15 protein-coding genes are annotated in these 13,545 nt (G+C 54.3%); 6 read left to right on the plus strand and 9 right to left on the minus strand.

What is annotated here, in order from left to right; genetic code table 11:
* Positions 1-553 (plus strand): IS66 family transposase (locus A3OI_RS20510; protein WP_018405202.1); only part of this gene is annotated, 553 nt, incomplete at its 5' end.
* A 174-nt stretch (positions 554-727) separates the two neighbouring features.
* Here the strand turns inward: A3OI_RS20510 and A3OI_RS0115730 are convergent.
* Positions 728-1,801: a YncE family protein gene (locus tag A3OI_RS0115730; RefSeq protein ID WP_018405203.1), complete on the minus strand. Its 1,074-nt coding sequence runs from the start codon at positions 1,799-1,801 to the stop codon at positions 728-730.
* 400 nt (positions 1,802-2,201) lie between these two features.
* Here A3OI_RS0115730 and A3OI_RS0115735 point away from each other — a divergent pair, with 400 nt between their 5' ends.
* From A3OI_RS0115735 to A3OI_RS0115745, 3 genes are read left to right on the plus strand one after another with little or no spacing between them, the layout of a single operon-like run.
* Positions 2,202-3,374 (plus strand): porin, encoded by a 1,173-nt coding sequence (locus A3OI_RS0115735; protein WP_018405204.1) that lies wholly within the window; start codon positions 2,202-2,204, stop codon positions 3,372-3,374.
* Between the two features lie 11 nt (positions 3,375-3,385).
* Positions 3,386-3,700: a c-type cytochrome gene (locus A3OI_RS0115740; RefSeq protein ID WP_018405205.1), complete on the plus strand. Its 315-nt coding sequence runs from the start codon at positions 3,386-3,388 to the stop codon at positions 3,698-3,700.
* The gene (locus A3OI_RS0115745) at positions 3,697-4,050 is read left to right on the plus strand and encodes a c-type cytochrome (RefSeq protein ID WP_018405206.1); all 354 of its coding nucleotides are present in this window, start codon (positions 3,697-3,699) and stop codon (positions 4,048-4,050) included. Before A3OI_RS0115740 ends, A3OI_RS0115745 begins: the two co-directional genes overlap by 4 nt.
* A 251-nt stretch (positions 4,051-4,301) precedes the next feature.
* Here the strand turns inward: A3OI_RS0115745 and A3OI_RS0115755 are convergent, their stop codons facing one another.
* Positions 4,302-4,820 (minus strand): DsrE family protein, encoded by a 519-nt coding sequence (locus A3OI_RS0115755; RefSeq protein ID WP_018405208.1) that lies wholly within the window; start codon positions 4,818-4,820, stop codon positions 4,302-4,304.
* A 258-nt stretch (positions 4,821-5,078) separates the two neighbouring features.
* Between A3OI_RS0115755 and A3OI_RS24060 the strand changes: the two genes are divergently transcribed.
* Together A3OI_RS24060 and A3OI_RS24065 are read left to right on the plus strand one after the other, a co-directional pair.
* Positions 5,079-5,897 (plus strand): hypothetical protein, encoded by an 819-nt coding sequence (locus A3OI_RS24060; protein ID WP_228703010.1) that lies wholly within the window; start codon positions 5,079-5,081, stop codon positions 5,895-5,897.
* Positions 5,898-5,923: 26 nt separating this feature from the next.
* Positions 5,924-6,373 carry an ATP-grasp domain-containing protein gene (locus tag A3OI_RS24065; RefSeq protein WP_228703011.1) on the plus strand — a complete coding sequence of 150 codons (450 nt, stop codon included), beginning with the start codon at positions 5,924-5,926 and terminating at the stop codon, positions 6,371-6,373.
* 298 nt (positions 6,374-6,671) lie between these two features.
* On the opposite strand, the gene A3OI_RS0115765 is transcribed toward A3OI_RS24065, so the two are convergent.
* The 7 genes from A3OI_RS0115765 to A3OI_RS0115795 form a co-directional block, all read right to left on the minus strand.
* On the minus strand, positions 6,672-7,139 hold the full coding sequence (locus A3OI_RS0115765; RefSeq protein WP_018405209.1) for a hypothetical protein: 468 nt from the start codon (positions 7,137-7,139) through the stop codon (positions 6,672-6,674).
* A gap of 84 nt (positions 7,140-7,223) precedes the next feature.
* A complete protein-coding gene (locus tag A3OI_RS0115770; protein ID WP_228703012.1) occupies positions 7,224-9,527 on the minus strand; it encodes a copper-transporting P-type ATPase in 2,304 nt (767 codons plus the stop codon).
* Positions 9,528-9,682: 155 nt separating this feature from the next.
* Positions 9,683-10,351 carry a methyltransferase family protein gene (locus A3OI_RS0115775; RefSeq protein ID WP_018405211.1) on the minus strand — a complete coding sequence of 223 codons (669 nt, stop codon included), beginning with the start codon at positions 10,349-10,351 and terminating at the stop codon, positions 9,683-9,685.
* Positions 10,348-10,806 carry an ATPase gene (locus A3OI_RS0115780; RefSeq protein ID WP_018405212.1) on the minus strand — a complete coding sequence of 153 codons (459 nt, stop codon included), beginning with the start codon at positions 10,804-10,806 and terminating at the stop codon, positions 10,348-10,350. The genes A3OI_RS0115775 and A3OI_RS0115780 overlap by 4 nt, the downstream gene beginning before the upstream one ends.
* A gap of 134 nt (positions 10,807-10,940) precedes the next feature.
* Positions 10,941-12,293 carry an APC family permease gene (locus A3OI_RS0115785; protein ID WP_018405213.1) on the minus strand — a complete coding sequence of 451 codons (1,353 nt, stop codon included), beginning with the start codon at positions 12,291-12,293 and terminating at the stop codon, positions 10,941-10,943.
* Positions 12,294-12,304: 11 nt separating this feature from the next.
* A complete protein-coding gene (locus A3OI_RS0115790) occupies positions 12,305-12,658 on the minus strand; it encodes a hypothetical protein (RefSeq protein WP_018405214.1) in 354 nt (117 codons plus the stop codon).
* Positions 12,659-12,823: 165 nt separating this feature from the next.
* A complete protein-coding gene (locus tag A3OI_RS0115795; protein WP_026224248.1) occupies positions 12,824-13,537 on the minus strand; it encodes a copper resistance protein B in 714 nt (237 codons plus the stop codon).
* Positions 13,538-13,545 lie beyond the last annotated feature (8 nt).

The following is a 13,545-nucleotide window of genomic DNA, read 5'->3' on the forward strand; positions in this document are numbered from 1 at the left end:
GCGAGAACTTCAGCGCGCCTGGGAGCAGGATAAACAGGTGTGGGCTCAACGGATGCACACGCTACTGAACATCATGACCGACAGCGTCGACGACGGCGGCGGCGGCCTGCCACCGGACAAAGCGCAGCGGTGGCGTAAGGTGTACCGACGCTGCCTGGCAAAAGCGCAAAAAGAGTGCCCGCCACCGGATGAAAGCCAACGCCAGGGCAAACGCGGGCGGCTCAAACGCACGCGGGCCCGCAACCTGCTGGAGCGGCTGATCGCCTACGAATCGGATGTGCTACGCTTCCTCGACAATCCAGAGGGTCCGTTTACCAACAACCAAGGTGAGCGAGACATCCGTATGTTCAAAGTGCAGCAGAAAATATCGGGTTGTTTTCGATCCTTTGAAGGAGCCGAGATCTTCTGTCGCGTGCGCAGCTATCTGTCGACGGCGCGCAAGCAGAACGTGTCTGCCTCGAAAGCCCTGATGCATTTGTTCGAGGGGAGTGTGCCGCCGTTCATGGCGGTGGGTGCGGGTAATGATACGACTGTTTTAAATCAAACCAGCTGAATAGTTACGAACAATTAAACACCCCCCGCCAACAGGGCTCTTATAGACGCGAACAGCAAGGGGGGCGCATCCGGTAAACCAACCGTTATGAACGGAAAGCAGATGGCCCAAAGAATCGCAACGACCACCATTCCGATGATGGTCTGTAATGAAAGTGATTGGTTTGTCATTGCGTTATTTTTCACCCTTAATCGATATCTGATGGCCTATACCTTCTAACGGAATCTCATCAATCACTTTGAGGGACTCTGAGTCGAGCACCCAAAGCTTGCTCTCGGTGCGACTGGTAATCAGCAGCTGGCCATTCCGGGGGGATACAGCGAGGTGATAAGGTGCCGGCGCCAGTGCCGCGCTTTGGCGAGTTCCGCTGGCCAGCTCAATCCGAACGACCCGATTACTGCCCTTGCTGGTGGCGTAAAGTACCTGGCCGTCTTCGCTCAAACCAACGCCATGGGGTTCCTCCCCAACTTCGTACGTTGCCGCCACGGTGCCACTCGAAAGCTCAACGACGACAACTTGGCCGGAGGTACCGTTATTGACATAAAGCCGCTCGTTGTCGGGGGCGAGCACCATATGCTCAGGGCCACCACCAACCCGAAGGTTGCGTTTGACGAACCAGTGGCTGGTGTCCACTTCGCTGATTGTGCCATTACCGCTATTGCTGACCAGAAGCGACTGACCGTCGTCCGTTTCCACCATGTAATTGGGGGCCGGTCCCGTCGCCACCGTTTTAACCAGCTTTCCGGAATTCAAATCAACAACACTGATGCCGCCGCCCATGGGGTGAGTGGAAACGGCATAGCGACCATCCGAGGTCACCAGAACATGATGCACCGGCCCTGGAACCTCCAGTTTGCGAACAATCGCATTCGTAGCAGTATCCACCACATAGAGCAGCCCGGTATTCGATTCTTCCGATGTCGCAGCGGCGCCACCGCCATGATGGGCGGCGTGTTCGTCTTCCGTTACGCCTTCCGGGCGGCTAACAGGCTCCTGGCTTTCATGGGCGGTCAGACTGCCTACAATCAGGTACTGCCCGTCTGGGGTCAGTGCGGAACCGTGGGTATTCACCGTTCCGGTAATTGACGACGTCATCTGACGACTTTCCAGATCAATAACGCCCACCGAATCGGCCACCCCCATGGGAACAAATGCCCGGCTAGTACCCGCAGCCGCCATCAGCGAAAAACTCATCGTAACGCTGAGGGTCAGCGCAACAAGCCAGCGTTTGCAAAAATGATGTTTCATCGTGTCACCTTTCAGATTGGAAGATTTCAGTACATTTCCCCGCCCCGCTGGCAAGGGTTCCGACCGTGCGTGGTCATTACCTGGCAGTCCAACACACAAAACTGAAACAGGCCTGAATACAGCCGTTAAACATGTATTTTCTTGACCAGAATCAAGGCCAAAGATATGAAGGGTTATCGAGCAGAGATCGCTCGCGGCGATCGTAGTGACAGCTCCAGACTCGGGCCGGTGAACTGACATGGATCAAGTCGCCAAACGATACCTTTTGGATTTTCAGTTTCGTTTCAGTTTCGTAGTGTTAACTATATGTCATGCTCCAAACGAGAATGGCAATGCAACCACTACATTGCCCTTGTTAGGGGTTACAGCTGTCTTTGTCCCTAACCCAAAGGGTGTATCTATGAAAAGAAATCGTTTGATTCCGTTATCGCTCGTTGTGTCGGCATTAGCCAGCGGCACAGCACTGGCCGATGAACACTCACAATCGAAGATTGACAGCCTCGAGTCACGGCTAAACTCACTGCAGAAGCAAGTCGACGGCAACAATCTCGACTCACTGTCCAAACTTCACATCGCCGGCTATAGCAACGTCGACGGGATCGCGGGCTCTGACAATCAAGAGGATGGATTTACAGCGGTAAAATTTTCCCCAATCTTTCACTTCCAGTTCAGCGACCGCGTTCTATTTGAAGGCGAGCTTGAATTCGAGGCAAGTGAGAACGGTGAGACAGCGGTTGCGCTTGAGTACGCGACCATCGATCTCGTATTGAATGACTACATGGCGCTTGTCGCGGGTCAGTTCCTGAGCCCTATCGGACAGTTCCGCCAAAACGCCCATCCAGGCTGGATCAACAAGCTACCCACTGCCCCCGTCGGCTTTGGCCATGGTGGCGCAGCACCCCTGTCCGACCTTGGCCTCCAGCTGCGAGGCGGCATCCCGCTAAGCGGCTCGATGCGCGCCAACTATGCCACCTACGTTTCCAACGGGCCAACCTTGGTGGTTGATGGCCATGAGATGGAGATGGCAACTGAAGCCACCACGTCCAATACCGACGGCAACATGGTTTATGGCGGTCGTTTTGGCTTTTTGCCGATACCCGCTATCGAGCTGGGCGTCTCCGGTGCAGTTGGCAAAGCAGGCGTTGGCGGAAACCACCTCGACGTGTCCGAGCTGACGCCGGGAGAGCCAGACCGTGATTACACGGTGATCGGTGCCGACGCGATTTATAACTGGTCGACCCTGCAGCTGCGTGGCGAGGTTGTCCAGCAGTCCGTGGCCAGCGATTCCGGCAGCACCGTTGAAGGCGGCGCGGCTGCCGGCGACCTGGACTTCACCACCTGGTATGTGCAGGCCGCTTACCGGCTGCCGGAGACCAAGTGGGAAGGTGTCGTCCGCTATGGCGATCTGGACACACCAAACGAAGATGCAAACCGCAGCCAATGGTCGGCAGGCATCAATTACCTGTTTGCAAACAATGTCATTGTTAAAGCGGCATACACCGTTGACAACTTCGATGCCAGCGGCATTGACGACGACAACCGTGTGAACGTGCAACTGGCATACGGCTTCTAGGGAGATAGGACATGAGAAAGACTAACCGCAATCGTACAGGCAAAATGGCCATTATTTCAAGCCTCCTGCTGATCGGTGCAGGCAATGCAGGGGCCCAGGACAACAGCGACCCGATGGCGTTTGTTCGTGGCGCCCAGTCATGGGCAGACAACTGCGCACGATGCCATAACATGCGCGATCCCGCCGAGTTCAGGGATGATGTTTGGGAGCCAACCGTCCTTCATATGCGCATCCGTGCTGGCCTGACTGGCCAGGAAGCTCGCGATATACTGACGTTTCTCCAGAAAAGCAATGATCCCGCCAAAAATCAGGAGGACAGCAATTGAAACACTCTCCTCTTTGGTTCGCCGGCATTCTTGTGGGTGCCTTAGCGTCTTCGATCGCTTTTTCAGCGCACGCGGAGAGTATCGAAGAAGGCGAGAAACTTTTTAATACGACGTGCGTTGCCTGCCATGGCCAGAACGGCAAAGGAAAGCTCCCGGGGGTACCTGACTTCACCAAAAGAGACGGCCGTCTCGCCAAGACGGACGATGTTCTGGCAAGCCACATCATGAACGGATTCAAGAGCCCCGGCTCGTCTATGGCCATGCCCGCCAAGGGTGGCATGAGCTCACTGAACCAGGAGCAGGCTGAGGCCATCGTCAATTATATGCGCCAGGCTTTTGCCGGGAACTAGACGATAGCTGGTAGTTAGCGAAGAGCCCCGCACAGGTTGATGCCATCCGCGCACGCGTCGGGATTGAACCTGACGGCGGACAAGCCGATCGGCATAACGACTCTCGGTCTCATCGGTATCGACCGCCGGCAACTGCAGGAGAAAAACAAAAGCGGGACACTCACACAGAGTGTCCCGCTTTTTATGCGATCAATCTTGGCTAGCGGATCTCAAGATGAACTTCATCTCGCAGACCAACAACCTTTTTTTGTCTAGGGGATTCGGACAACCGCGTACCCCTGCATCTGATAGCCGATGACCGAAACGAAACCATTATCTACCGGGTCGATCTCCGGAATGATCGTCGCCTCATCTACACCCATCCCTTTCAAAGCGAAACGGCAAACTTCCAGCGTCACCCCGTCCTTCCTCATTTGTTTAAGAGTCGCCTGGAATTTCTGTACCTCGACCAGTTCTGCCTTATTAAACGGTGCGCTGTCAGTCGAGAGCAGTTTCACCACCGGCCCGTGAAAAACGATGGCGATGTTGGGATCTTTCGCAAGCGCCTGCACTTCAGGTGCTTCGTAGGAGTTCTTTATTACCATGAAAACGGGGTTAACGACCTTGGGATCACCTTGGCTCACCTCGTAGACAGCGTCATAGTTTTTAACGCCCTTCAGAGCATTATCGTACCCGGCTGCTCCTGCAGGTACAGACATCAGGACCATATAGACGGCCGCAAAGAAGATGCGGGGAATTCGGCGAAATATGCTTCTATAATTGATGATCATGACAAATCTCCTTGAGGGATAGGAACTTGTTTTTTGTTAACCAACTCATAAAAATCCTCCAAAATCTAAAATACTTTCTCCAAACTAATACAGGTACGATATATCTTAAATGGTTCAGTTAGGAGCAAGTTGGTATTCTAGCAGTCCAACACACGAAGCTGAAATAGACCTGAAAAAAGTTGCCAAACATGTACTTTTTTGACGAGGATCAAGGCCGAAACTACAGTCCGAACAACTTACTTACGCTACGGGCTCCAAATGCAAGACGTGACCCAGGATAACCAACAAACAACCAATACCCGCGCAGATCGGCTCAACCGACAGTGCTACTGCATCACTCTTGACCGCAAAGCCCTCAACGAGAGCCTCCGGAATCAATTCGTGGACGCAGGAAACGAGGCATCAGCGGCCCCCGAGCTCGATCATCTTTTTTCGAACACACCGGTTTTCGTCCCCCAGGCTGACATAGAGACGATGGAGCGGATCGTTCAGGCGATCGAATCAGCCGCCAAGCTTCCGTCCTATCGGGAACGCGCCCTGTCCTGGGCGCCGGAAATCGCTCGCTTCGATCCGGGCCCCATAGGCGCCTTCATGGGTTATGACTTTCACCTGGGCCCCGACGGTCCTCAACTAATCGAGATCAACACCAATGCCGGCGGCGCGTTTCTCAACGTTGTGCTGGCTCGGGCTCAACATCGATGCTGTGACCCATCGCAACAGACCGCAGCGACCAAGCAGGCGCTGGATGGATTTGAGGACGCGGTGTTAGACATGTTTCAACAGGAGTGGCAGAAACAGCGCACTGACTCGATGCCCAGCCGCTTGGCCATTGTGGACGATGCCCCGGAGACCCAATTTATGTTTCCCGAATTCCAGCTGGCGCAACAGCTACTCCAGGCCAGAGGCATCGACACCTTGATACTCGACCCGTCGGAGCTTGAATACGTCGGTGGTGCCTTGACCGCAAAGGGCAAACGCATCGATATGGTGTACAACCGGCTGGTGGACTTCGCACTGGACGCTCCGGCTCATGAAGCGTTAAAAGGCGGGCGTATCTTGATGGCGCGGTGGTGGTAACCCCCAACCCCCGTGTGCATGCGCTCATGGCGGACAAACGAAACCTGATCCTGCTGTCCGATTCCCAGACCCTGCACGATTGGGGGCTGAATGAGGCTGAGGCCGGATATCTGGAGAGCGCCGTACCCAAGACCCGCCTGGTTGCCGCAAGCGACGCGGCAGAACTGTGGAGTGCCCGTCGTGAACTTTTCTTCAAGCCGGTTGCCGGCCACGGCAGCAAGGGTGTCTACCGGGGCAACAAATTGACCCGGCGCGTTTTCGAAAACATTCTTGAAGGCGACTATATCGCACAGAATTTCGTTCCTGCCGGGGAACGAACCATGAGAATTGACGGCACCTTAACCACGAGAAAGGTCGACATCCGCCTTTACACCTACGCGGGAAAAGGTTTGCTTGCTGCGGCCCGTGTATACCAGGGCCAGACCACCAACTTTCGTACGCCTGGAGGTGGCTTTGCGCCCGTGTTTCAGCTGTAATCGCCGACCTCTCACACATCACGTCAGCTGGTTGAACTATCAAAAAAGGACGCTGGGTTGGTTCATCTCGATCTCCATGGTTCTGTTGGGTCTACAAAAGTTGAAAGACATCGAGAGCTTTCCGACCATGTTCCTGAATCTTCGTTCTGCGGACCATGGGCGGCAAAAACCTTTCGTACGCTAGCAAAGCGCTGTCTCGATTATGTGTCTGCGTAGCGCTTCATAGACCTATGTCATGACACCGACGTTGACCTTTCCGGAAACGTTCCGGACGAACGTGGTTGTCGCTTTGCTCGATCTACTCGCGTTCGGTGCGCTTCGAAACCAGCCACCCAAGAAACATCCATCTTGTGGAATAGGCCAGCACCATTGGCAAGACCACCCACTGGGCGAGCGGCAATATGCCTGTGCCGGTCACGGCAAGTTCGGGCATTTTGTCGCTGTAGCTCCACCGCTGTCCGTCTCCGGTCGCCCAATGCTCAAAAACGATCGTCACGATCAGTCCGACACAAAGATAGACCAACAGAGTCGACCGGCTCCAGGATTTCGTCACCCAGAACCAATCCCGGGATAAACACGCCGCCATCGTGTAAGCGCCAAAAGCTATGTTCGCGTCCCCGAGGGTCGCACGTGTACAGAGCCAGACTACATCCCAGTGACGCGCTTCGGCCATACCAAGGAAAAACGGTACTTGTGCCATTTCCCAGAAAAAATGCAGAAAGAAGCTTACACCCCAGACCATTAGAGCGAGCACGGCTGCGGCCATTGGCCTGCGCGAAATGTTTAGAACGACCACGGCACCTCCAATAGGGCCAGACTGCCATCATTTATAGACTAATCTCACGAGACATTAAATTTTCTCGCGTCGTAAGCGTAAGGCGTTCATCACAACGGAGAGGGACGACGCACTCATTGCAAAAGCAGCGAAAATCGGGCCTATCAGAATGCCGGTAAAGGGGTAAAGAATGCCCGCAGCGATGGGAACACCCGCACCGTTGTATACCAATGCAAAAAACAGGTTTTGTTTGATATTGCGCATCGTTGCAACCGAGAGTTTTCTGGCACGGACAATACCGTCCAGATTCCCCTTAACCAACGTAATTCCAGCGCTTTCAATGGCGACATCTGCACCGGTCCCCATGGCAATGCCCACATCCGCCTGAGCAAGAGCGGGTGCGTCGTTCACCCCGTCCCCAGCCATCGCTACCCGTTTGCCCTGGCTTTGAAGTTCACTGATAATCCTGGCTTTGTCTTCTGGCAGAACATCCGCCCGGACCTCGTCGATGCCTACCTTCGCGGCAACAGCCTTGGCAGTTCGCTCATTATCGCCGGTTGCCATAATAATCCGGAAACCCAGTCCGTGAAGTGCCCGCAGCGCTGCTGGAGTCGATTCTTTGACCGGGTCAGCGACGCTAACCAGGCCGGCTACCGCACCATCCAACACAACGAACATAACGGTTTCACCTTCGTCACGTCGGGTATTGGCAACATCAACTAGATGGCCCCCATTCAGCCCTAGCTCTTCCAGCATTTTGGCATTTCCCAGTGCCACTGGCTTTCCGTCAACCACGCCTTTGACGCCCTTCCCTGTTATGGCCTCAAAATCATCGGCTTTACCGAGTGTCACATTACGTGCTTCGGCGCCCGCGACAATCGCTTCAGCCAAGGGATGTTCAGACCCCTTTTCCAGCGTGGCCGCTAACCGCAGAACCTCTGTTTCATCGTGGCCGGACTCGGGCAAAACCGCGACGAGCTTTGGCTTTCCTTCCGTCAAGGTACCGGTTTTGTCGACAATCAACGTATCAACTTTGGCAAAGCGTTCGAGGGCTTCCGCGTTCTTTATAAGCACACCCAGTTGTGCGCCACGACCAGTCGCGGTCATGATCGACATGGGGGTTGCAAGTCCCAATGCGCACGGGCAGGCAATAATCAACACGGCAACCGCTGACACCAGCGCATAGGACAGCGCCGGCGCCGGACCCCAGATCGCCCAGGCGATAAAAGACAGCACCGCTATCCCAATAACGGCCGGTACAAATTTGCCGGCCACCATGTCAGCGAACTTCTGGATTGGAGCGCGGCTGCGCTGGGCATTGGCGACCATCTCGACAATCTGGCTCAACGTGGTATCCGTTCCTACGCGGGTTGCTTCCATCACCAGGCTGCCGGTTCCATTAATCGTGGCCCCGGTGACCTTGTCACCGCCCACCTTTTCCACCGGTACGGGCTCGCCGGATATCATGGATTCATCAATGGACGACCGGCCTTCAACAACCACGCCGTCTACCGGTACTTTATCACCTGGGCGTACACGCAAGTGGTCGCCAACTTGTACATCTTCCAGGGGAACTTCTGCTTCGGTGCCGTCTGGTCTGATCAGTCGCGCCGTTTTGGCGGCCATATCGAGCAGCGCACGAATGGCCTTGCCAGTGCCTTCGCGAGCACGAAGTTCCATCAACTGGCCCAGCAGAACCAGAGTCACGATAACGGCGGCCGCTTCGAAATAGACCCCGACGTGACCACCTGCTCCGCGGAATCCCTCCGGAAATATACCCGGCGCCAGCACCGCGACAATGCTGAAAATATAGGCGGCACCTACGCCCATAGCAATCAAACTGAACATGTTCAGGTTCATGGTGCGAAACGAATTATAGCCACGAGTAAAGAACGGCCAGCCGGACCACAGAATCACCGGTGTAGCCAGTACCAGCTCAATCCACTGCGACATGCGTTCACCAAAAAAGTCGCGGATGGCCATGATGCCAACGAAGGGGGCCATAGTCAGAATCAGCAAGGGTATAGCGAAAACCAGCGCAACCCAGAAGCGACGGGTAAAATCCACGAGTTCGGGGTTGGGGCCTTCATCGCCCAACGTAGCGGACTCAACTTCCAACCCCATTCCGCAAAGCGGGCAGGCCCCGGGTTTGGCCTGGCGAACCTGGGGGTGCATGGGACAGGTATACACCGTTCCTTCATAACCGGAGGGCAGCTTGTTGTACTTCGAATCATCACCTGATGTCTTTGTGTCGCTATCAGAATGGTGATGACAGTCATGACCAGAGTGCGATTTGTCACCAGCTTCTTTTAATGGAACAAGGTGCATCCCGCACTTTGGGCAATCCCCAGGCTTATCCGAGACCACTTCGGGGTGCATCGGACAGGTGTATTGTGTAGCGGCCACAACGGGCGCTGACGCCCCGGAATGGGTTGTGCTATTTTTTGAGGACATAATTCGACCATCCTTTTTTGGTTATCATCTTCAATCCGGAAGACCCGATTTAAAATCTTGTATCCAGATCAAGTAGAGACTCATACCGTGTTGTCATCATTGCTGGCTCGCGAGGCAGCCGCGAGTTGGCGCCAGCTGCCCCAACGAGGGATAAACATCGGTACTTGCCGCCTATAGTTGCGATAAGCGTCTCCGAACTGCTTCAGTACTTGCTGCTCCTCACGTCGAGCCAGCCAGGTGTAGACCAGCACGATCACCGGAAAAAGGCCTACCGAAAAGAGCGTTGGCCAATGCACCACGCCTTCTCCAAACAGAGCAATGAACAGCCCTGTGTACTGGGGGTGCCGCACATACGCATACAGCCCGTCCGTCACCAGGCGATTTTCCCCTCGCGCCTTGTGAACCTGGCGCCAGCCCTGAATAAAGAGCCCTATTCCCGTAAATGCGATCGCGTAGCCAAGCAACATTGAGACCAGCATGCCGGTTTCGCCAAGCCCTACCAGAGTCGACCATAGACTGGCGCTAACATACTCGCTGTCGAGACCGAAAAAGCGTACTAGCAAATAGATAGTGAGCGGAAAACCGTACATTTCGGCGTAAAGCGCGATGATAAAGGCCTGCACCACACCGGCACCGGCCCACTCCCGCCAGTTCTTCGGCGCAAAATATCGATAAAAAAACCAAGACACCAAAACGATAACGATCAGTGTAATGCCCCAGGCTCCAGCGTGGTTGAAGGACTCATTCATAAATCGTCCATCCGGCCAACCTGACTAGCCAGGCGCTTCGATTCGTTTATTTCCATCGTCAATAGTGACTCCATTAGCTCTTTGACCTCCGGAATCTCTGCTTTCCCGACCAGTGTTTGGTACAGATCGATTATTTGATCGTGAAAATCGAACACCTCACGGCAGATACCGTTGAAATCAAGCGTTGCATAGGGCTCGTCACAGGTTCGGTGAGTTTTAATAGGGTTATGGTAAAGGTAGTCATAAACCCTTGTTTCCAATGCATTGTTGTCTGCCTGGCGTTCAAACTCGTTCACAATACGTTCAATTTCGGACTCATGAGCGGCCAGGTAGTCCAGAAGCGCCCTGGCCCGTTCTTCCTCATTCCGTGTCGCACAGTGTGAAAGGCAGCGCGCCAGGTGTGCATGCAGATCACGTGTCCAGCCGATCAGCTCCCTAAACGTTTTAATGTCCATTCGGATTTACCTTTGATGTGTGTTGCGCTCCCGCTTTGAATGACCAACATCCATAGCCAATGCCCGGCCCACATGGTGTTTCCAAACATATCGCCGTCCATCATGGGATTACCCTCCGGTTTACACTGTGAATATCAGTGATGGTGTGCATTAGACTCATCACTGTTCATCGCCTTACGTCTGGCGGAAGACTTCAGGAATATCTGCTCGGCAACCGCAATAACAATCATCGTGACCACCGCCACACCGATCACAAAGGGGTCAGAGTTCAATTTGACCCAAACAAAGCCGCCCAGAACCACCAGATCCAGAACGATCGCCACGACGGGCACCCACCTCTTGGCCTTCACATCCTGATACAGGTAGCGCAGCACACCCCAGTGAATCGAGATGTCCATAATCAGATAAAAGATAATACCGAGCGCCGCAATCCTTGAGAGATCAAAAAAGGCGGTCAGAACCAGGCCCAGCACCACGGTATAAACAAGCGTGTGTTTCTGGACGCTGCCCGGCATACCAAAGTGGCTGTGGGGTACCAGTTTCATCTCGGTCAACATGGCCAGCATGCGGGAAACCGCAAAAATACTGGCCAGAATGCCCCCAGCGGTCGCCATCATGGCAATCGCCACGGTGAACCACAGACCATAATCACCCAGTGCCGGACGCGCTGCGGCAGCCAGGGAGTAATCCCGGGTCTCGATGATTTCGGCGAGGGACAGATTGCTTGCAACGGCAAAGCCCACCAGGGTGTAAATCACCACGCAGGCGGCAATGGAGATCACAATGGCGCGACCAACGTTACGTTTCGGGTCTTTCACCTCGGCGCCGCTGTTGGTGATGGTGGTAAAACCTTTGAAGGCCAGAATGCCGAGGGCCGTCGCACCCAGAAAATTGCCTACAACGCCGGTATCGCCACTGCTGGAAAAATCGACTGCAAGGCTGTCGGCCAACCATACGCCCACCAGCCCAAAGGCCAGAATGCCACCAATTTTGAGGATACCAATGAACGAAGCGACGCCTTGAATCCAGCGATTGCCCAGAAGGTTGATCATGAATGCCGTCAAAATAAGCGACACGCCCAGTATCGGCACCATGCGACCGCCTTCATCACCTCCGAACAGCTGCATGGTGTAAGACCCAAACGTGCGGGCCAGAAAACTCTGGGCGATCACCATCGAGAAATACATCAGTAAGGCATTAAACCCCGTCGATAAGCGATCGCCGTAGGCCTTGTGCAGATACATGCCAATGCCACCCGCTGACGGGTAAGCGTTGGAGATTTTGATATAGGAATAGGAACTGAAGGAAATGACGATTGCGGCCGCCAGAAAAGCCAGCGGAAAAAGTGCACCTGCCATTTGCGCCATTTGTCCGGTAAGCGCGAATATGCCGGCGCCAATCATGACGCCGGTGCCCAACATGACCGTTCCTGGCAGCGTCAGGCTGCCTTCATCATAGCGCGAGGTTCTATCCTGGTTCTTGCTCATTCAAACTCCCTTTATTTTTTCATCGGTGGAATTTTTGAACAGCAGAAGGGATCAAGGTTGGCGTTGGCTCGGAGGTTTTCATCGCTGAATCGGTATCCAGCCAGTTTTCTGCGCTCCCACCAACCGCCCTTCAAATGACCTCCGTGCGACCCAACCAGCTCAATCAGAGCGTCGGTTGACCAATGGGTTGCGTCGAAGGTGACGATCAACTGATTTTCCGATTTGCGCTCGGCAAAATCGACGCACGGATGATGATTCAGCTCCTGAATGAAGTCCTCCCACTGAATCTCAGTAAGGCCTTGGACTGCGAGTTTGCGTCGGAGCAGAAATTGAGCCTGATTTGTTACTTTATGAGCTTTCGTCATGATTTTCCCCTGTCAGCCGGTGCTATCAGACTCTATCACAACACGCCAAGCTGAACTCCAGCTGAAAATGGCAGGGGTAAACGGTCTATTAGACCAAAGCTTGAGTTACATCAAATTGTGCAGAAAAAAAGGCCGAGGACGAATGCCCAAGGCCCGTCTATAGCTTCAGAAGGTAAGCCGTGCTCCAACTACCGCAAACCAGTCCTCTGTACTGCCATCGTCTGCTCTGGCGAAGTCGGCCGTATTGCCGTACTTGCGTTCGTGAACAACACCCACGTAAGGCGAGAAAGCCCGGTCAATAAGGTCATAGCTTAGCCGCAACCCGGTTTCTGTCGATACCAGGCCCGTTCCAACCCCAATCTCTCTATCTTCACTGAACGCCACGGTCGCATCCAGAGTGGCCGAAAGTATCCAGTAGTTGGTGAACAGCAGTTCGTACTCTGCATCCAGAGCGGCGGACGTGTCGCCATCTTTGCTCACGTAAAAGTTCGCATCAATTTCGAACCACTGCGGCGCAAGGCCCGCGACCCCCAGCACGGCGTATGTGCGATCAGGGCCTTCGGGCGTGTCAAACCTTATCCCGGCTTTGGCATCAAAAAAGTCAGAGATGGGAATTTGACCGACCAGCTGGTTTTCCAGCTTTTCGTAAGCCTGCTCTTCAAATGAGTACTCGCCGCTTGTGAGCAAGCGGGCCTTCAAATTGTCGGTGCCGTAGAAAAAGTCCGCATCCCAAACGCCTANTTCTTCATCGTTGTCACTGTAGCGGTACTCTAANTCCTCAAATTGNGCGCCCCACACTTTCAATGGCGCCTTCCGCTCAGTGGTGTCACGCACCCGCTCTTGAGCAAATGCCAGAGTTGGCAGAACACTCAGACCCAAAACTGTAC

It is taken from the genome of Marinobacter gelidimuriae (assembly GCF_000372805.1).
GTDB lineage: Bacteria > Pseudomonadota > Gammaproteobacteria > Pseudomonadales > Oleiphilaceae > Marinobacter > Marinobacter gelidimuriae.